This is a genomic window from Vibrio spartinae (assembly GCF_024347135.1).
Classification (GTDB): domain Bacteria; phylum Pseudomonadota; class Gammaproteobacteria; order Enterobacterales; family Vibrionaceae; genus Vibrio; species Vibrio spartinae.
In genome coordinates this window covers 562,774-582,488 of record NZ_AP024907.1, presented here as the reverse complement: position 1 = coordinate 582,488, position 19,715 = coordinate 562,774, and the positions used below count along the sequence as shown (strand labels likewise).

At 46.5% G+C, this 19,715-nt stretch carries 15 protein-coding genes; 5 read left to right on the top strand and 10 right to left on the bottom strand.

Annotated elements, in window-relative coordinates; translation table 11 throughout:
• The 5 genes from parE to nudF form a co-directional block, all read right to left on the bottom strand.
• Nucleotides 1–1,881: a DNA topoisomerase IV subunit B gene (gene parE, locus OCU60_RS02625; protein WP_074372741.1), complete on the bottom strand. Its 1,881-nt coding sequence runs from the start codon at nucleotides 1,879–1,881 to the stop codon at nucleotides 1–3.
• 244 nt (nucleotides 1,882–2,125) lie between these two features.
• The gene (gene yqiA, locus OCU60_RS02620; protein WP_074372740.1) at nucleotides 2,126–2,710 is read right to left on the bottom strand and encodes an esterase YqiA; all 585 of its coding nucleotides are present in this window, start codon (nucleotides 2,708–2,710) and stop codon (nucleotides 2,126–2,128) included.
• A gap of 41 nt (nucleotides 2,711–2,751) precedes the next feature.
• Nucleotides 2,752–3,573, bottom strand: coding sequence for a 3',5'-cyclic-AMP phosphodiesterase (gene cpdA / locus OCU60_RS02615; protein WP_074372739.1), 822 nt, complete (start codon nucleotides 3,571–3,573; stop codon nucleotides 2,752–2,754).
• A gap of 12 nt (nucleotides 3,574–3,585) precedes the next feature.
• Nucleotides 3,586–4,044, bottom strand: a complete 459-nt coding sequence (locus tag OCU60_RS02610) for a DUF1249 family protein (protein ID WP_074372738.1) — start codon at nucleotides 4,042–4,044, stop codon at nucleotides 3,586–3,588.
• Nucleotides 4,032–4,661: an ADP-ribose diphosphatase gene (gene nudF / locus OCU60_RS02605; protein ID WP_074372737.1), complete on the bottom strand. Its 630-nt coding sequence runs from the start codon at nucleotides 4,659–4,661 to the stop codon at nucleotides 4,032–4,034. Before nudF ends, OCU60_RS02610 begins: the two co-directional genes overlap by 13 nt.
• Nucleotides 4,662–4,894: 233 nt before the next feature.
• Here nudF and tolC point away from each other — a divergent pair, with 233 nt between their 5' ends.
• Entirely contained in the window at nucleotides 4,895–6,202 is a 1,308-nt protein-coding gene (tolC, locus tag OCU60_RS02600) for an outer membrane channel protein TolC (RefSeq protein ID WP_074372736.1), read from the top strand.
• 107 nt (nucleotides 6,203–6,309) lie between these two features.
• On the opposite strand, the gene hldE is transcribed toward tolC, so the two are convergent.
• From hldE to OCU60_RS02580, 4 genes are all read right to left on the bottom strand, one after another.
• Nucleotides 6,310–7,740 carry a bifunctional D-glycero-beta-D-manno-heptose-7-phosphate kinase/D-glycero-beta-D-manno-heptose 1-phosphate adenylyltransferase HldE gene (gene hldE, locus OCU60_RS02595; RefSeq protein ID WP_074372735.1) on the bottom strand — a complete coding sequence of 477 codons (1,431 nt, stop codon included), beginning with the start codon at nucleotides 7,738–7,740 and terminating at the stop codon, nucleotides 6,310–6,312.
• Nucleotides 7,741–7,817: 77 nt separating this feature from the next.
• The gene (glnE, locus tag OCU60_RS02590; protein WP_074372734.1) at nucleotides 7,818–10,664 is read right to left on the bottom strand and encodes a bifunctional [glutamate--ammonia ligase]-adenylyl-L-tyrosine phosphorylase/[glutamate--ammonia-ligase] adenylyltransferase; all 2,847 of its coding nucleotides are present in this window, start codon (nucleotides 10,662–10,664) and stop codon (nucleotides 7,818–7,820) included.
• Between the two features lie 164 nt (nucleotides 10,665–10,828).
• Nucleotides 10,829–12,085, bottom strand: coding sequence for a methyl-accepting chemotaxis protein (locus tag OCU60_RS02585; RefSeq protein ID WP_074372733.1), 1,257 nt, complete (start codon nucleotides 12,083–12,085; stop codon nucleotides 10,829–10,831).
• A 328-nt stretch (nucleotides 12,086–12,413) separates the two neighbouring features.
• A complete protein-coding gene (locus OCU60_RS02580) occupies nucleotides 12,414–13,934 on the bottom strand; it encodes a CYTH and CHAD domain-containing protein (protein ID WP_074372732.1) in 1,521 nt (506 codons plus the stop codon).
• 223 nt (nucleotides 13,935–14,157) lie between these two features.
• Here OCU60_RS02580 and OCU60_RS02575 point away from each other — a divergent pair, with 223 nt between their 5' ends.
• The 4 genes from OCU60_RS02575 (at nucleotide 14,158) to OCU60_RS02560 (ending at nucleotide 18,278) form a co-directional block, all read left to right on the top strand.
• The gene (locus OCU60_RS02575; protein WP_074372731.1) at nucleotides 14,158–14,838 is read left to right on the top strand and encodes a TIGR00153 family protein; all 681 of its coding nucleotides are present in this window, start codon (nucleotides 14,158–14,160) and stop codon (nucleotides 14,836–14,838) included.
• Between the two features lie 131 nt (nucleotides 14,839–14,969).
• The gene (locus OCU60_RS02570) at nucleotides 14,970–16,229 is read left to right on the top strand and encodes an inorganic phosphate transporter (protein ID WP_074372730.1); all 1,260 of its coding nucleotides are present in this window, start codon (nucleotides 14,970–14,972) and stop codon (nucleotides 16,227–16,229) included.
• A 156-nt stretch (nucleotides 16,230–16,385) separates the two neighbouring features.
• On the top strand, nucleotides 16,386–16,994 hold the full coding sequence (locus OCU60_RS02565) for a TIGR04211 family SH3 domain-containing protein (RefSeq protein WP_074372729.1): 609 nt from the start codon (nucleotides 16,386–16,388) through the stop codon (nucleotides 16,992–16,994).
• A 69-nt stretch (nucleotides 16,995–17,063) separates the two neighbouring features.
• Nucleotides 17,064–18,278: a multifunctional CCA addition/repair protein gene (locus OCU60_RS02560; RefSeq protein WP_205410486.1), complete on the top strand. Its 1,215-nt coding sequence runs from the start codon at nucleotides 17,064–17,066 to the stop codon at nucleotides 18,276–18,278.
• Nucleotides 18,279–18,351: 73 nt separating this feature from the next.
• Here the strand turns inward: OCU60_RS02560 and eno are convergent, their stop codons facing one another.
• A complete protein-coding gene (eno, locus tag OCU60_RS02555; RefSeq protein ID WP_074372728.1) occupies nucleotides 18,352–19,647 on the bottom strand; it encodes a phosphopyruvate hydratase in 1,296 nt (431 codons plus the stop codon).
• Between the last annotated feature and the right edge of the window lie 68 nt (nucleotides 19,648–19,715).

The following is a 19,715-nucleotide window of genomic DNA, read 5'->3' as shown; positions in this document are numbered from 1 at the left end:
TTATACCTCTGCCAAGTCACCGTTGTGTTGCAACCAAGATCTTCTGTCATCAGCTCTTTTCTTACCGAGGAGCATGTCCATCATCTCATCAGTCGCTTCGATATCGTCGATCGTGAGTTGGACAAGACGGCGCGTATTGGGATCCATGGTTGTTTCACGTAACTGAAGTGGATTCATCTCCCCCAGTCCTTTAAAACGCTGCACGTTGATTTTGGCTTTTTTCTGACTCAGACGTTCTAGTACGCCATCTTTTTCCTGATCATCCAATGCATAATAAACCTCTTTACCACAATCGATTCGGTAAAGGGGTGGCATCGCAACATAGACATGTCCGGCACGGACCAATGCAGGAAAGTGGCGCGTAAATAGCGCGCATAATAGGGTCGCGATATGCAACCCGTCTGAATCCGCATCCGCGAGAATACAGACTTTACCGTAACGCAGACTGTCCAGATCATCGTTGTCAGGGTCAATCCCCAAAGCCACCGAAATATCATGAACTTCCTGTGAAGCCAAGACTTGATCGGCTGAGACTTCCCACGTGTTAAGAATTTTACCCCGTAGTGGCATCACAGCCTGAAACTCACGATCTCTGGCCTGTTTAGCGCTCCCTCCGGCAGAATCACCTTCCACCAAAAACAATTCTGTACGACTTAGATCTTGTACCGTACAGTCGGTCAGTTTCCCCGGCAGAGCTGGCCCTGAAGCGATTTTTTTGCGGACGACTTTTTTACTGGCTCGCATCCGGCGATGGGCATTGGCAATACAGACTTCCGCCAATAGCTCCGCCAGTTGAGGTTTTTCGTTCAGCCATAGACTGAATGCGTCTTTGACGACACCGGAAACAAATGCTGCGGTTTGACGCGATGACAGGCGCTCCTTGGTTTGACCGGCAAACTGCGGATCCTGCATCTTGACAGACAATACATAGGAACAACGCTCAAAAACGTCATCACCTGTTAGCTTGACGCCACGCGGCAACAAGTTGCGGAATTCACAAAACTCACGCATGGCATCGAGTAATCCCTGACGCAACCCGTTGACATGTGTCCCGCCGAGTACGGTCGGAATCAAGTTGACGTAGCTTTCGGTGATCATGTCACCACCTTCAGGTTGCCAAATGACAGCCCAACTCGCAGCTTCGATTTCAGCTTTAAACTCACCGGTAAACGGTTCTTCGGGCAACAGCGTATACCCTTTCACCCCTTCTGCCAGATAATCTTTCAGACCGTCTTCGTAGAACCAACGGTAATCATTCCCATTGACTTTATCTTCGAAGGTAATTTCAAGACCGGGACATAATACCGCCTTGGCACGCAGGTTATTGATCAGCCGAGAGACTGAAAAATTACCGGAATCAAAGTAGACACTATCCGGCCAGAAGTGAACGCTGGTTCCTGTATTCCTACGCCCACAGGTGCCGGTCACCGTCAGATCAGAGACTTTATCGCCATGCTCAAACGCAATATCATAGACCTGTCCGTCACGCCGTACTGTGACTTCGACACGTTTGGACAGGGCATTGACGACCGAAATACCCACCCCATGCAGGCCACCGGAGAACTGATAACTTTTATTGGAAAACTTTCCTCCGGCGTGAAGCTTACACATGATCAGCTCAACGCCTGAGACTTTCTCTTCCGGGTGAATATCAACGGGCATACCTCGCCCATTGTCGCTCACTTCCAGAGATTGGTCAGAATGAAGAATAACTTGTACCTTCGATGCATAACCGGCTAACGCTTCATCAACACTATTATCAATGACCTCCTGACCTAAATGGTTCGGACGTGCGGTATCGGTATACATCCCAGGTCTGCGACGTACTGGCTCTAAACCATTCAATACTTCAATGGCACCAGCATTATATTGTTCAGTCATATTTCGGGATGCTTATATCAATCAATGATTCTAACTTTGCGCTCAATCTGTAAACATTTCGAGATTATTTACAGTTGTCACTGAAAAAGTTTATTTGTATGGGACTCATCATCCGTGGGAAATGACAGAGACTTCAATCCTCTCCTTTCCCATCGATGTTTGAGGTATAGTCTGGAAGAGAAGGCTTCCTGTCAAGCTTCTGTCTGGCTTCGGCCTTAGTTTCTGACACTTTTCTCAATGCATGTCAAAGTTCCAGAAATTCAAGAATAGCAGCAGCGTAACGTTCAAAGCCAACAAAACTATGATCGCCGCCCTGTTCTACGGTTTGTCGGGCATCGTGGAATTTTTCAACAGCCTGACGATAATCAAGCACTTCATCACCCATTTGTTGTAATAGCCAAAATTGGTCAGAGTCCGGCAGAGCCTCAATATCCAATGCTTTAAGTTCCTCGATATGACAAGCCGCCAGAGTATACTTTTCATGGGTGTATGGATTCACTTGTTCGCCAAGATAGTCTTGTAACAATTCGTAAGGGCGAACGGCTGGATTGATGACCACAGCTTTGAGCTGAAACTGAGAATTCAGCCAGACAGACAAATATCCCCCGAGCGAGCTTCCCACCAAACCAATACGATATTGTTGCTGTTTCTCTCGAATCAACTCAGAAAGCATTTGGGCGGCAGCGTCAGGGAAGCAGGGTAGCTGTGGCACAATCACGCGCATATCAGGACGATAATCACGGCAGTATTGCTGCATAATCATCGCTTTATGAGATAAAGGAGAACTGTTAAAACCGTGAATATAGATCAATAAAGAAGGTTTACGCATGGATTGCCTCATCTTCTGTTCACGTAAGTCATTCGCTGTTATCAGTATCCGTTTGCTGAGAAATCAGGTAAGAAAAGACCTTGCTTCACACGACCAACCTGTGTCGTCAGTTGTCCGTCAGGATGAAGTTCCAGCTCACGCCAGCCGGGAGAGACCAGATCCAGCGCAAATTCATCAGTGTGCGGTTTAAACTGAACACAAGTTGAAGGCGTCGACATCACCTGAATCCCATGATAATCGCGTTCCATCACCTGATGAACATGACCACATACTACACCTTTAACGTGAGGGTATTTCAACAGAATCTCCCAGAATGAATCGCTATTTTTCAGCGTATGTTGATCCAACCAACGACTGCCGACTAACAGCGGGTGATGATGGAGTAAGATAAGCGTATGTTTTGCTTGCGTCTCACGTAACATGTCATCCATCTGTTGGAGCTGCTCCGGGCTGATGTAACCATAGGGCACTCCGGAGACCTGTGAATCAAGCAAAATCATCTGCCAGTGGGCCCCCACCGTTACATGTCTCGGCTGGGTGATTTGAGAATTCGCCAGAATGGTTTTCATTGCGTGCTGCTCATCATGATTTCCCGGCAGGCACAAACAAGGCTTCTGTAACGGCTCAATGCTGTCAACAAACAACTGGTAAGATGCTTGAGAATGATCCTGAGAGATATCACCAGTCGCCAGAATGAGCTGATAATCGACATTCCTCGCGATAACTTCTTGCACGACCGCTTTAAAACTATTTGCCGTATTGACGCTGAGCAGACTGCCCTCATCAGAAGCAAACAAATGAGTATCGGTCATCTGAAGCAGTTTTATACTATCAAGATGTTCGGTGTAAAACGATACGTCCAAATCTACTTAACCTTATGAAGATGATCGATCCCGGATATTAATCGGTGCACGAGTAATACCATGCTTTAAACAAAAGGTCAGCCAATCCCCCAAAAAACGGTTGGTCTGAGCCTTTTCATCTTTTTGTACCATGCTATCGTTCGGATAATCGTAACGAGGCTTTAATCGGTGTACCTGTTCAGCACTGCATACCTCGGCAACACGCGCATCATGATATAACCTGACAGACATGGTCGGTAGGGGAAATACAGCCACATCATCACTCTGACATATCTTGACCAATGTCGTATATCTGGTCACTTCCATGACTTCGAGTTGATAATTCATACGCAAGGCTTGGTAACAACGCACATCCTCAGCACTGTGCATTGATGGCAACAACGCATTCAATTTTGCATAGTTTGTTTCATAAACCCGCATCAATTCCGGCAAGTCAACGTGATACGGCTTTTTCATTGCTACTTTTGCCATTGTGTCTTCAGTTCTTCCCAATTTAACGCCAACCATTGTAACGCGATAATGGAGGCCCCATTTTCAATCTTACCCGTTTTCACCCAGTGATAAGCCTCTTCCCGACTTAACACATGAACACGAATATCCTCATCTTCCCCGTCCAGCCCATGAACCCCATGCGCTTTAGCGGCGTCCACTTCACCAACATAGACATCAATCATCTCATTGCATCCGCCAGATGAAGGATAGTATGACGTCACCGGAACAATCTGTTCGAGGTTGAGGCCGGCTTCTTCGACAGCTTCGCGACGAACCACGTCTTCCGAAGATTCACCCGCTTCAACAATCCCGGCAACGACTTCAAACTGCCATGGATGCTGGTTTTCAAGCGCGCCAACACGGATTTGCTCAATTAAGACAACCTGATCAAGCACCGGATCATAAGGAAGCACTGCGGCAGCACGCCCCCGCACAAACATTTCCCGTTCAACAACCCGACTCCAGCCACCTTCAAACTGCCTATATTTGAAATAATACTTTACCATTTTGAAGAAGCCGTTAAAAAGTGTCTCTTTTTTGACAACCTGCAAATCTTGAGCAGAAAATTGTGTCGGCTCTTTTCGTGATGATCGCATTCTTTCTATTCTCCATTTGAATCTTTAAATTTAACCATGTAAGAGTTTACTCACCAAGGATGCAGCTCAATTTTTTATATAAAAATTACTAAAATAGTTAAATTAAGTAATTTGTTTACTATACAGATGGATAATTAACCAGAAAAATGACAAACTCCCTGAGCACTTCTTAGCAAATTTAAGTTAAACTATCGAGCGCAATCTCTCATGACAATATTGCAGGAATAGGAAGAATGAAAAAACTGCTCCCACTATGCGTCAGTATCACCCTGGGAAGTCTGTCCCCCATCGTTTGGGCAGATACCCTTGCGGACATCTATGACCAAGCCAAACAAAATGACCCCCAGTTGCTTAGCGCTGCGGCACAACGAGACTCAGCCTATGAAGCAATAAAGTCAACTCGGGGAGAACTATTACCACAAATTAACCTGTCAACAGGTTACAACATTATCAGTAGTAATAAAGACGTTGCAGACAGCAAGCAATGGTCTGCGGGTGTGACGTTATCTCAAGCGCTGTATGACCGAAACAGCTGGCTGAATCTGGGAATCGCTGAGAAATCAGCACGCCAAGTCGATTCTCAATATGCACAAACACAGCAGAACCTCATTTTACGTGTCGCTCAAGCCTACTTTGAAGTGCTGAGAGCCAAAGATAACCTTGCTTTTGTGCGTGCCGAAAAAAATGCGGTTGCTCGCCAACTGGAACAGACCAAACAACGTTTTGAAGTCGGTTTATCTGCGATTACCGATGTCCACGATGCTCAGGCACAATACGATAGTGTTCTGGCTGATGAAGTCTTAGCTGAAAATAGCCTGACCAACAGTTACGAAGCCATTCGGGAAATTACCGGTCAGGAACCTCACCAACTCAGCTCATTGGATACCGAGCGTTTCTCTGCCAGTAAAATGGACCAAACGATGACTGAGCTGGTGAATGAAGCCCAGAAGAAGAATTTATCGCTTTTGACGGCCAGAATCTCGCAAGATATTGCGCGTGAAAAAATTGCTTTAGCCAGTTCCGGGCATTTACCCAGCCTAAGTCTGGATGCCGGTTATAGTACCAAGCATGAATATGAGCAATCCAATGCGAATTATGACGCTTTCGATCCGATCAATAATGTCAGTGTGGGTGTGAACCTTTCCGTTCCGCTTTATACCGGTGGTAAAATTACTGCGGAGACTAAGCAGGCGGAATATGGTTTAACGCAAGCCAGTGAAGATCTTGAAGCCAGTTATCGTAGCGTCGTTAAAAACGTTCGTGCATACAATAACAACATCAATGCTTCCATCGGAGCCATCCGGGCTTACCAACAAGCAGTCGTATCGGCAAAATCGGCACTGCAAGCCACTGAAGCTGGTTTTGATGTTGGAACTCGGACCATCGTAGATGTCTTGGATTCAACCCGTCGCCTCTATGATGCCAACAGAAACCTGTCGGATGCGCGTTATGACTACATCCTGAATGTACTTCAGTTAAAACAGTCGGTTGGAACGCTAAACGAGCAAGATATTCTCGCTATCAATGCAGGTCTGAAATAAATATCGCTCTGAAATCATTCAGGGTACGTCAGACAACCAGTGATGATTGACCAAAAAGCCAGCAATTTGCTGGCTTTTTTATTTGAATGCAATTGCTTATAGAGGCATTAGCCACGACCACCTTTAATTGCTTCAATAATTTCAGAGGTCGAGCAGCCATCTTCAAAGTTCAGCACTCGCACTTCGCCACCAGCAGCAATCACTTCCTGACCACCCGCAATCTCTTCAGGACGATAATCGCCACCTTTGACCAAGAGATCGGGCAATATGGTCGCAATCACACGTTGCGGGGTATCTTCGCTGAATGGGACAACCCAATCGACCGCACCCAATCCAGCCAGAACCGCCATCCGACGATCCGTCGGGTTGACCGGACGACCGGGCCCTTTCAACCGCTTCACCGACTCATCGGTATTCACAGCAACAATCAGACGATCTCCCAGTTGTGCCGCATGATTGAGATAAGAAACGTGTCCGGCATGAAGAATATCGAAACACCCATTGGTCATAACGACTTTCTCACCACGAGCCTGTGCTTTTTTGACAACTTCAATCAGCGTTTTCTCACTCACAACCCCGAAATCGGTGTCCTGACTACCATGAATCGCTTCCGCCAATTCAATCGTCGATACCGTTGATGTCCCGACTTTGCCAACGACGATCCCGGCGGCTGCATTTGCCAACGCACAGGCTTCGTCCAACGGTTTGCCAGCGGCAACCGAAGCTGCCAGAACAGAAATCACCGTATCTCCGGCCCCCGTCACATCATAAACTTCCTTCGCCAGTGTCGGTAAATGAAACGGTTCATGATCACGACGTAGCAAGGTCATTCCATGCTCACTGCGCGTCACTAACAATGCATCGAATTCGTATTGCTCTATCAATGCAAACCCTTTAGCAACCAGCTCATCGTCTGAATGAACTTTACCGACAACCATCTCAAACTCAGCCATATTCGGGGTGAGCAGAGTCGCCCCACGATAGCGTTCGAAATCGGCGCCTTTCGGATCAATAAAGACAGGCACACCGAACTGTTTCGCTTTCTGAATAAACTGCTGCACATGCTCCAGTGCACCTTTGGCGTAATCAGACAGGATAACAGAGCGCACCCGAGGGAGAGAGCTTTCCATCTTGGACAGTACCAGCTCAGGGTCGATATTCTCGAATTTATCTTCAAAATCAAGACGGATTAACTGTTGACCACGACTTAAGACACGTAACTTGGTAATCGTCGGATAAGACGGTAAAGCCACAAAGTGACAATGAACATTTAATGAAGTCAGCTTTTCTTCCAAAACTGCGGCAGGCTCGTCTTGGCCGGTTAATCCGACGATATGCGCCTGACCGCCAAGCGATGCAATATTCATAGCAACGTTTGCTGCCCCACCCGGACGTTCCTCATTGTGTTCGACTTTCACAACCGGTACCGGGGCTTCCGGTGAAATTCGCCCGGTCGGACCATACCAGTAACGATCCAACATCACATCACCAACAATTAAAACACCTGCTTGGTTATAGTCAGGTAGAATTGGCTTCATTAGAAATCTCCAGTTTTTCGATTTGTTCAGAGTTTATCACAGCCCTATCACAGGCTGAATAACCACGCTCCGAGATATTATCCCAGCCACTGTTGCCAGGTCTGAATCACCACTTCACGTTCTGTCGAGAGTTTATCCTGACTCACGTCCGCATCCAGATTCAGCAAATTACGATGATGGATTCGGTCTCTCATTGTGGTATAAGCCTCAATGAGTGCTTGCATCTGCTCCGATGACATTATCCCGGCCATCATCAATGACTCGAAAATTCTGACATTATCCGACCACCGCGTCAGCTCCGGATATTGACTGCTATAGCAAAGCACCAGATACTGCGCTAAAAATTCAATATCCGTGATACCGCCTCGATCCTGTTTAAGCATAAAACGGCCTGCTTTTTTCTCTGAGAGGTGCTGACGCATTTTCTCTCGCATCTCAACCACGTCTCGTTTCAGGACGGCTTCATCTCTGACAAGACTTAACACCTGATGACGCGTTTGCACAAATGCCTCCGCCAATGGTTCATCGCCATAAATCATGCGCGCCCGAACAAGTGCCTGATGCTCCCATGTCCACGCTTCCTGATGCTGATATTCGGCAAAAGCGTTGACCGGTGCCACTAATAACCCTGAGGCGCCTGAGGGTCTGAGGCGCATATCAACCTCATATAAAATACCGGAAGCGGTTCGCACCGAGAAAATATGAATGATGCGTTGTGCCAGACGTAAATAAAACTGGCGACCATCAATTTCTTTGTGACCATCGGTATTAATATTCGCCGGGCAGTCATGAAGAAAAACCAAATCCAGATCGGAGTTATAACCCAACTCCCAGCCACCAACTTTACCATACCCAATCACCGCAAACCCTTTGCCATCACGCTGATTCAGATGCGTCGGCTCACCATATTTCTCTTTTAACTGTTCCCATGCCTGATGAACAACGGCTTCAACAATCGCCTCAGCCAAATAAGTGAGGTGATCACTCACTTTCATCACCGGCATCACGTCCGCAATATCGGCTGCGGCAATGCGTAGCAGACAGATCTGCTTAAACTGACGCAGTCCTTCCATTTGCTGCTCCATATCATCCTGAGGAATACGGGCTAAAAAATCTCGTAGTTCCACGCGATATTGATCCAGTGGAATAGGATGATAAAGCTGATGGGGATCGAGTAATTCGTCGAGCAAAATGGGATAACGAGCCAACTGTTCAGAAATCATCGGACTCGCGGTACATAAGCGAGTTAATCGCATCAATGCAGCGGGATGCTCATCAAGCAATTCCAGATAGGTGGTTCGGGTGGCAATCCGTTGTAACAGATACAAAACCCGGGGAAAACCAAACTGAGCGTCAGGGTGACGAAAAATGGCCTGAAACACTTTCGGCATTAAATGATTCATCACTTCCCGGCCGCGAGGTCCTAAGGTTTTTTTAGCCAATTCGGTTTTAAATTGCAGCAGCACATCCGCCACGTTGCTTTCAGCCGTTAAGGCGAGATCTTTTTGGACAATATCGGCGACGACTTCCGGTTTATTCGCCATATCCCAAAGCTCTTGATACACCGGCTCAACCGGTGTTTCTTCGCTATCGTCTTCATCACCGATCAAATCTCTGAAAATTTGATGCACATGATTCATATGCGCCTGAATATTCTGCAAGAGTGCCTCCCAACTATCCATCCCTAAAGCAATCACTAGACGCTGCTGGGAACATGAATCGTCAGGTAAAGTCTGCGTCTGCTTATCCGCCAAGGCTTGAAGTAGATTTTCCACGCGTCTTAAAAATAAATAGGCCTGTTGCAGCGAAGTTACTTCGCTCTCACCAAGCAGCCCTAACGTCAGAATGGCGTCCAGCGTTTCTAATAAGCCGCGTTTTCGTAGCCCGGGTTCGCGCCCTCCCCGGATCAGCTGAAATGATTGGACAATGAACTCGATTTCCCGAATGCCACCCGCACCGAGTTTAATATTATTCACCAATCCCCGCCGACGGACTTCGCTTTGAATCATCGACTTCATCCGGCGCAGCGATTGAATCGCACTGAAATCAATGTAACGACGAAACACGAAAGGACGTAGCATCTGTCTCAGCGCCTGATAGCACGCATACATTTCGCGCCCCATCACGCGTGCTTTCACCATCGCATAGCGCTCCCAGTCTCTTCCCTGTTCCTGATAATAGTCTTCTAATGCTGCAAAACTCATCACCAGCGGGCCGCTATCGCCAAAAGGTCTGAGTCGCATATCAACGCGGTAACAAAAACCATCGGCGGTCTGCTGATCAAGACTTTTAATAATTCTTTGTCCCAGTCGTGTAAAAAATTGGGCATTCGCAATACTTTTTCGCACCCCGTGTGTTTCACCGTTATCCGGGTAGGCAAAAATCAAATCGATATCGGATGAAAAATTCAGTTCACCACCACCCAGTTTCCCCATGCCGATAATTAACATCGGCTGGGTCTCTCCTGCTTGATTGACCGGTGTTCCCCAAAGCTTGCAGCAAAGAGTGTATTGCCATTGATATGTTTCAAAGATCAGTGCTTCCGCTAATTCAGAGAGGTGCTGCAAACTCTCTTCAAGTGACCAGTCAGCCAGAAAATCGCGCCAAGCAATGTAAAACATTTCCCGATTCCTCTGCGCACGAAGTATATATTCCCCCGCGGCTTCATCCGGTTCTGCGACTAGCTGTTGTTGTAACTGCTGCCGGTAACTATCAGCCCGGGATTGACACTCAATCATACACGGAAAGAGCTCACACAATTGCGCGTCACGCATTAACGCTTCATAAAGGAAGTCACTCAATCCCAACACATATTTCAGTTGTTCGGTCAGCGGTGAAGACCAAGATAAGATCACCGGATGTTTTTCCGTCAACTGCTGATAGTTAAAATCGGATAGTGCTTGAAGTTCGGATGGTAATTGCATTCGCAGCCTCTTATGATTGGTGCCCCACAAAACTGGTGATTAGAAACAGCCCGCTTGAAAAAATGATGGCAAAAAAAACGCCCACTTGAAGGGATTGCCCTAACGTGATTAAACCACGAAAGTTCAACAGCCTCTCAGTGAGCGCTTACAGTTTCACAACAGGATCATACTTTGAATGAAGTAATCTTCTGATCCAGTTCCTCGGCATTGCTCTGCATAATTTCGGATGTTTCCAACAACTCACCGACCACGGAGACTGAAGCTTCTACCAGCTCACGGACATTGGTCAGATTCTGATTCATTTCCTCAGCAACACCACTCTGTTGACCGGCGGCGCTGGCGATTTGGAAATTCATATCATTGATTTGTTGAATTTGTTCAACAATACCATCCAGTTCATTGCCCGCATTCACGACCAATTCCACACCGTCAGCCGCTTCAACCACACTTTTTTCCATCAGCCCTACGGCAGAATTCGCACTGCTTTGCAGCTGAGAAATCATATCCTGAATCTCAACGGTTGCCTGTTGCGTTCTCTGAGCAAGATTACGGACCTCATCTGCAACCACAGCAAACCCCCGGCCAGCTTCACCGGCACGAGCGGCTTCAATCGCAGCATTCAGTGCCAATAAATTAGTCTGTTCAGAAATACTTTGGATCGTACCGACGACACTACTAATGGCCACCACACGTTCCTCAACCTGATTGACTGCTTGTGCCGATTCAGAAATATCAGAGGAGAGATCACGCATTTTCAAGACGGTCCCCTGAACAAATTCCTGACCCGTTTTAGCGCGAGAGGAGGCCTCTTCAGTCAACGATGAAGCACTTTGCGCATGGTCAGCAACCGTATGGACCGTAGAAGACATTTCACTCATGGCTGTCGCTAACTGATCTATTTCACTGAACTCTTCTTGTGCAGAGTCTTTTGTCTCGGACATACTGATTGTCATCACTTCTGTCAGCCCGGATAACTCCTGAGAGCTGGTGATTTGAAGTTTAATCATCTCCTGCAATTGACGACGCGTTTTCTCAAGTTCTCTGGCGACATCACCGTATTCATCTTTACATTCCATCAAAACTGGTTCAGATAAATCCCGGTTGGCCATGGTCTTAATTGAATCGCTGATATACTGCGTCTGTCTTAACATCACTCTTGCTGCAAACAGTAACAGTACAATAAACACAATGATTAACAGTAACGTTTGCCAAACAACTTGTGTGATATAGGCTTCATAGTGATGTTGTGCAAGCTGAACATTATTTGTGGCATCTAAAAGAGCTGAGTAAAATACACTGGCATCCCAGAGCTGTTTTGCAACTATCAATATCGTGCTGAATACCATCAGCATCACCATCTTGGGAACAAGACGAATATCCGTAATTACTCGTTCCCAAGGCTTAAAGGCCAGTTTTGTCATGATCCGTCTCCACTAAGTCCTAATTTTCCTAATTTTTCCAATTCAATCATTCTCACTAAATCACTATGTATTATTTTTATGATTGCAATCATAAAGAGCATATCAAAATTCATCTTCAAACATTATGAAGGCCATCAACAACAGCGTAGATACCTTTATATTTCCGGTGCTCCATACTGGCAGATTAAATTGGTGCTCAAACGATAGCCATTATATCGACTCATCGGAGCTGTTCTATAGTCTTTTCTTCATGTTAAATATGACAAAAGACCAGAGGCGGGGATCATCGACTGCGCCATCCCGACGCAGCCATTCGGTTTTTCTCAGGTTATACATGTTTCCAATAAGGGGTCACGCCCATACTGATGTTTCTGGTTTGCTCCATGGCATGAAGGATCGAGTTTTCTTGACGAATCAACCATCGTTTTAATTGCTCTTGCTGCTCGCCTTCAAGCTTATCGACCTGCTGCTCTAATGGTTCAAGCGTTAAAAGATCATCAATCCCTTGCAACAAGTCAGCCCATGGCAATCGAAACGACTGGCGTTCACTCTCATTATAAAGGCTGGCAAATCCAATGCCGGTGTATAAATTTCTCATCAGGCAATACTGCTGAATCAAATAATCCTGTTTGGAAAACTGCTTATCCGCGGGAAAAGCGGCTAACAACTCATTCCAGGTTCGTTCCAGCTGCTCGGCTGAAAACGGCTCAATCGACTCCGCCATCATGACTCGGGTTTTCTCGTTCAGAAAAGGCTGCCACCCTTTGGTCAAAATCCAACGACTCAAGTCGAGAATCAAACCGACATAACGGGAGCCATAAAATAGCTTCAACATATCTTCTGTTGAGGGTAAGTCGTCCTGTAAGGTCCGAAGCTCCGCCAGTAAAAACTTCCGGGCATCCAGCTTGCGCAAAATATGACCTTTGTCTTCACAAAGATAGTCGAGATAATTGGACTTCTTCAGCCAAGACAACTCTTGTTCCAGCCATTTAAGTTCCTGACGCAGGATGGCACTGGCGCGCCGGGGCACAATATCACTATAAACAGCAAGCGTCTGACGAATAAAACAAATCGCATAACGAATTTCATGCAACGCTTCGATCGATGCCTTCTCAACATAAATCTGTTCATGATAATGCCAATGTTCTAAAGCATGTTCCAAAGAATGGATAAAACAAGATTCAACCGTGTCACTGGCAATCGTTTCAACCAAAGCCAAAGGTTTCGTTTCATCTCCCATATATCCGAAAGCCAGTCGATACCCTCTGGCCGCCTTACTTAAATTTCCGAGACGAGCGCCACCTTCATCACTCAATGTTCTTGCCAGAGAAAACAGCGCATCGGTCTGACCTGACTTCAGTTCCAGTTCAACCTCACAAATCGGGTCTTCCAACTCTCCGGCGACCACTTTCCCCTGATCGAAAGCGACTTCAATTTGACTGCCGTCAGGCATACCGACAAGCCACTGTTCACGTGTAAAGTCGGTTGAAAAAAGAGGGAGAAGTTCAGCTTCCAGTTGCTCGGTAGTGCGGTCTTCGGGCCAGATATCTTGAGGATGAAGGGAAATAGAAGGTGTATTGCTGTCATGTTCGGCATTGTATTCCGGTCGCTGATGCAAACCAGCAACAACCCGTCCAGCGGTTTTCACCGTCTGCACATACACACCATCGCAACATCGGATTCGCAGGCCGATATCATGTTGACGCAGCCAGTTATCAGGCGTATCAAAATATATATTCTCTAATTCACGGCAACGATGCTGTAAAACTTTGGTCTGGGCAATCTTACGACGCAAAACATCTGAATATTCAGGAGAAACGAAAAACTTCAGTTCTATCTCAGTTTCCATAACAAAACCTTTCGTGGCAGATAGCGACAGGATATTGCCAATTCCGGACAGGAGCAAGTGAGAAATAACATATCATTAAGTGAGAAATAACATATCATTGGTGCGCTAAAATGGTTTTAAAGCACCGTCGAATGAGTTACCATGCGCGCCTTTATAGCCAATGTTCAACATTTCATCATAATGTTGTATGTTCTTTTAAGGTTATATCTTTGGATTGAGTCACATGCCAGTGAATACAATTATGGGGTTATTTGCAAAGTCCCCAATAAAGCCTTTGCAGAAACACGTTGTCTGTGTCAATGAATGCTGTTCTTACTTGATCAGCTTCTTTGAAGTTACTTTCCAGAAAGATTGGGAAAAAGCAGCCGAAATTCGGGCTCAAATCTCTCATCTGGAAAAAGAAGCCGACGTACTCAAACGTGAAATCCGTCTGAAACTACCGCGCGGATTATTCCTTCCTGTTGATCGAACAGACATGCTCGAACTACTGACCCAACAAGACAAACTTGCGAATCTCGCAAAAGATATCTCAGGTCGGGTTTATGGTCGAGAGCTGATGATTCCAGAGCTACTTCAACAAGATTTCATCGCCTATGTTAAACGTTGTCTAGATGCGGCGACTCAAGCCCAGAAAGTCATCGGTGAACTGGATGAACTCCTTGAAACCGGGTTTAAAGGCCGGGAAGTCACTCTGGTTGCGGAGATGATCAACCAACTTGACGCCATTGAGGATGATACCGACACGATGCAAATTCACCTGCGTCAGCAGTTGATGGCTATCGAGTCAAAATATAATCCGATTGACATGATGTTCTTATACAAAATTCTAGAGTGGGTGGGCGGTATCGCTGACCAAGCTCAACGTGTGGGAGCTCGCTTAGAGCTAATGCTCTCTCGTTCCTAAGATTATAGATTTTCACAATAACTAAGGGCACTCACACATTGCGTCTCTGAATCTAATGATTGTGGCTGAATAACATGCCACGATAGTAAAGTCGCGCGTGCTCCGCTAGTTATCAACAACTAGGTATTATGATGGATATCCTTGTACATTACGGATCTATCTTGATTCTTGTGGCAGCAGCCTTCGGTTTCTTGATGGCGATCGGCATAGGTGCAAATGATGTAGCAAATGCGATGGGCACATCGGTTGGCTCCAAAGCACTGACCGTAAAACAAGCTATCTTTATTGCGATGGTTTTTGAGTTCGCCGGCGCCTATCTTGCCGGTGGCGAAGTAACAGACACAATTCGTAAAGGTGTCATCGAGACAAATCTCTTTGCCGCACAACCTGAAATTCTGGTGTATGGCATGATGTCATCCCTGCTGTCTGCCGGTACATGGTTACTGCTGGCTTCTTATATGGGATGGCCGGTGTCAACAACCCACTCCATTATCGGAGCGATTATCGGTTTTGCCTGTATCACGCTCGGAACAGGAGCGGTTGACTGGCATTCGGTTCAAGGGATTGTCGGCAGTTGGATTATCACACCGATTATCTCGGGTTTCTTCGCCTATGTCATTTTCGTCAGTGCTCAACGTCTGATATTCGATACAGAAAATCCGCTACAAAATGCCAAGCGTTTTGTTCCGGTTTATATGTTTATCACCACCATGGTCATTGCGCTGGTAACCATTAAAAAAGGTCTGAAACACGTAGGTCTTCACCTGAGTACTGGTGAAGCATGGCTTGCCGCTATTTTTGTTTCCGCGCTCGTCATGGTCGGAGGCTACCTGTACATTCAAAAGCGCTTCTCAAAACGGGAAGAAGACCATAGTTTCTCTGGTGTAGAAAGTATTTTCAGTGTCCTGATGGTCGTGACAGCCTGTGCGATGGCATTCGCCCATGGTTCCAACGATGTCGCGAATGCCATTGGTCCATTGTCAGCCGTGGTTTCCACCATTGAGAATTTTGGTCAGATTGCAGGAAAAAGCCAGATAGCGTGGTGGATCTTACCGCTAGGTGGATTTGGAATTGTCGTCGGTCTCGCAACACTGGGGCATAAAGTCATGGCAACGGTCGGTACCGGGATCACTGAACTGACCCCAAGCCGTGGTTTTGCTGCACAGCTTGCAACAGCATCAACTGTTGTTCTGGCGTCGGGAACCGGACTACCGATTTCAACCACTCAAACCCTGGTTGGTGCCGTTCTCGGTGTCGGTTTCGCCCGTGGTATTGCAGCATTGAACCTTGGTGTTGTGCGTAACATCGTCGCTTCATGGATCGTGACCTTGCCGGCTGGCGCACTACTGGCTGTTATTTTCTATTATATGCTAGAAAAAATCTTCATTTAGGGTATGCAACCGTCAGACGTTTGTCAGAACCATGTGATTATTGACTCAAATCTGCACAAAGGGAGGCCAAGCCTCCCTTCTTTGTTGCACCATATAAAGAAACTTTTTACTATTTGGAGAGATTTACTTTTCAACCTTATCGTTAAAGGATTTATCGTGAAAAAACTGTTATTCATGTTGCTGCTTTCGCTTCTGACCACGCCCGTTTTTGCACAAGTACATTACATAGCAGATGACTTGTTTACCTATATGCATTCAGGCCCGAGCAACCAGTATCGAATTATTGGCAGTATCAATGCAGGTGAGAAAGTGCAACTGCTGAAAACCAATAAAGAAACTGGTTATAGTGAAATACTCGATAGCAAAGGGCGTCAGGGTTGGGTACAAGACAAGTTTGTTACCACCACAGAGAGTATGGCCTCCCGTCTTCCCCGTTTAGAAAAAGAGCTCAAAGACGTGAAGGGACAGTTATCTGATGCAGAACATACGGCCAGCCAAGAAAAGGCCGGGCTAGTCGAGTCTCTTGAAGTGCGTAACAAACAGATCTCTGAGTTGGAAGAAAACTACAGTGGGATCAGCCAGAAACTCGCGACCGCACAAAGTGAAACGCGTGAGTTGAGAGCGAAGCTGGACACTCAGAAAGAAGATCTGTTAATGAAATATTTTATGTACGGTGGCGGTGTTGCTCTCGGTGGTATTCTACTGGGAATCATCCTGCCGCATCTGATTCCAAGACGGAAGAAATCACACTCAAACTGGCTCTGACCGATGAAGAAGGCCGGCCTCCGGCCTTCTCTCAACGATTTCAACCACGCGTTCCAAAAGAGGCAAGCTGTGCAGGTCTATCTCGTCGGTGGCTCCGTTCGTGATCAGTTACTCGGTCTTCCTATCAAAGATCGAGATTGGGTTGTCGTCGGTAGTTCCCCCTCATTCATGCTTGAACAAGGTTTTATATCCGTCGGAAAAGATTTCCCGGTGTTTCTTCATCCACAAACCAAAGAAGAATATGCACTCGCCAGAACCGAACAGAAAAGTGGTTCAGGCTATCATGGCTTTGAATGCTTTTTCTCACCGGAAGTGACGCTTGAAGATGATCTCATGCGTAGAGATTTAACCATCAATGCGATCGCACAAGATGCTCAAGGACAACGCATTGATCCTTATCATGGTCAAGCCGATTTGGAACAGAGAATACTTCGTCACGTATCAAGCGCCTTTGCTGAGGACCCGGTGCGAATTCTCCGCGTTGCCAGATTCGCAGCCAGATTCGCTTCACTTGGGTTTACCATCGCACCGGAAACAATGGCCTTAATGCGTCAAATGGTTCAGTCCGGAGAAGTCGCTCACTTAACCGCAGAACGTGTTTGGCAAGAACTCCATCAAGCACTCGCAACAGACCACCCCGACATCTTTCTGTCCGTCTTAAGAGCGTGTGGCGCACTCGCCGTCATTTTCCCTGAAATAGACTGTCTCTTCGGGGTGCCACAACCCCCGCAGTGGCATCCTGAAATTGATACAGGCGAGCATACATTAATGGTTCTGCGTCAATCGACACGTCTCTCAACATCGCTTCCGGTCAGGTTTGCAGCGATGGTTCATGACCTCGGCAAAGGGAAGACGCCGCCAAGTGAATGGCCAAGCCATAAAATGCATACACACACTGGCTTAGCCTGTATCCGTGCGCTTTGCGAACGCATTCGAGTCCCGGCGGAATATCGGGATTTAGCATTAATCGTCTGTGAACAACATAGCAATGTTCACAATGCTGCGATTTTGAAGCCGGCAACTTATCTCAAAATACTGAATAAAATGGATGTATGGCGCAAGCCAGAGCGACTTGAAAGTGTGCTGCTTTGTTGTCAGGCCGATCATCAGGGGCGCTTGGGCTATGAAGAAATACCCTATCCACAAAAATCACAGTTTGAAACCGCCTATCAGGCTGCACTTGCGATTGATGTTCAATCGATCATTGCCGAAGGGTTGAAAGGTTCCGCGATCCGGGATGAGTTAGACAAACGCAGAATCGCAGCAATCAAAGCGATTTTATAGGGGTTGTCCAATCAGCAAGACCAAAAAAAACGCCTCATGAAGAGGCGTTTTTTAATTCATGATAAAGCCGCGATTAAGCTTGGCCTTTCACTTCTTTCAGACCGTTGAAAGGCGCACGTTCACCCAGTGCTTCTTCGATACGGATCAGTTGGTTATATTTTGCAACACGATCAGAACGGCTCATTGAACCCGTCTTAATTTGACCAGCAGCAGTACCAACAGCCAGATCAGCAATTGTTGCATCTTCAGTTTCACCACTACGGTGAGAGATAACTGCAGTGTAACCCGCGTCTTTTGCCATCTTGATTGCAGCCAGTGTTTCAGTCAGAGAACCAATCTGGTTGAATTTGATCAGGATAGAGTTAGCAACACCTTTCTCAATCCCTTCTTTCAGGATCTTAGTATTGGTAACGAACAAGTCATCACCAACCAGCTGGATTTTGTCGCCCATCAGCTCAGTTTGGAACTTGAAGCCGTCCCAGTCAGACTCATCCAGACCGTCTTCGATAGAAACGATAGGGTATTCTGCAACCAGGCTTTCCAGATACTTAGAGAACTCTTCAGAAGAGAAAGTCTTACCTTCACCCTTCATGTTATAAACGCCGTTTTCATAGAATTCTGAAGCAGCACAGTCCATCGCCAGTGTAACATCTTTACCCAGCACATAACCTGCAGCTTCAACCGCTTCTTTAATTGCAGCAAGCGCAGCAGCGTTCGATTCAAGGTTAGGCGCAAAACCACCTTCATCACCAACAGCAGTATTCAAACCTTTTGCTTTCAGAACTTTCGCTAGGTTATGGAAAACTTCTGCACCGATACGTAGTGCTTCTTTCAGTGTGCTTGCACCAATCGGTTGAATCATGAATTCTTGAATATCAACGTTGTTATCTGCGTGCTCACCACCATTGATGATGTTCATCATTGGCAATGGCATAGAGAATACGCCAGGAGTACCGTTCAATTCAGCGATGTGCTCATATAACGGCATTCCTTTTGCTGCAGCGGCAGCTTTTGCGTTTGCCAAAGAAACAGCCAGAACCGCATTCGCACCGAACTTAGATTTGTTTTCAGTACCATCCAAGTCAATCATGACCTGATCGATAGCAGCCTGATCTTTCGCATCTTTACCAATCAGCGCTTCAGCAATTGGGCCATTAACTGCTTCCACAGCTTTCAGTACCCCTTTACCCAGGAAACGAGACTTGTCGCCATCACGAAGCTCAAGCGCTTCACGAGAACCAGTAGATGCACCAGATGGCGCAGCAGCCATACCGACGAAACCACCTTCTAGGTGAACTTCAGCTTCTACAGTTGGGTTTCCGCGAGAGTCGATGATTTCACGACCTAGAATTTTAACGATCTTAGACATTAATGTTTCCTCTCTTTGAATTTAAATGTCAAACCTTAGGGTAACCGTATTCCCTACCGTTACCCGTA

What these genes read in the sequence shown, in the direction of transcription:
- OCU60_RS02585 (WP_074372733.1), bottom strand. Translation starts at nt 12,085, where the DNA reads ATGACAAAACTGGCCTTTAAGCCTTGGGAACGAGTAATTACGGATATT.
- eno (WP_074372728.1), bottom strand. Translation starts at nt 19,647, where the DNA reads ATGTCTAAGATCGTTAAAATTCTAGGTCGTGAAATCATCGACTCTCGC.
- glnE (WP_074372734.1), bottom strand. Translation starts at nt 10,664, where the DNA reads ATGCAATTACCATCCGAACTTCAAGCACTATCCGATTTTAACTATCAG.
- OCU60_RS02575 (WP_074372731.1), top strand. Translation starts at nt 14,158, where the DNA reads ATGCCAGTGAATACAATTATGGGGTTATTTGCAAAGTCCCCAATAAAG.
- OCU60_RS02580 (WP_074372732.1), bottom strand. Translation starts at nt 13,934, where the DNA reads ATGGAAACTGAGATAGAACTGAAGTTTTTCGTTTCTCCTGAATATTCA.
- OCU60_RS02610 (WP_074372738.1), bottom strand. Translation starts at nt 4,044, where the DNA reads ATGGCAAAAGTAGCAATGAAAAAGCCGTATCACGTTGACTTGCCGGAA.
- hldE (WP_074372735.1), bottom strand. Translation starts at nt 7,740, where the DNA reads ATGAAGCCAATTCTACCTGACTATAACCAAGCAGGTGTTTTAATTGTT.
- OCU60_RS02570 (WP_074372730.1), top strand. Translation starts at nt 14,970, where the DNA reads ATGGATATCCTTGTACATTACGGATCTATCTTGATTCTTGTGGCAGCA.
- nudF (WP_074372737.1), bottom strand. Translation starts at nt 4,661, where the DNA reads ATGCGATCATCACGAAAAGAGCCGACACAATTTTCTGCTCAAGATTTG.
- tolC (WP_074372736.1), top strand. Translation starts at nt 4,895, where the DNA reads ATGAAAAAACTGCTCCCACTATGCGTCAGTATCACCCTGGGAAGTCTG.
- parE (WP_074372741.1), bottom strand. Translation starts at nt 1,881, where the DNA reads ATGACTGAACAATATAATGCTGGTGCCATTGAAGTATTGAATGGTTTA.
- yqiA (WP_074372740.1), bottom strand. Translation starts at nt 2,710, where the DNA reads ATGCGTAAACCTTCTTTATTGATCTATATTCACGGTTTTAACAGTTCT.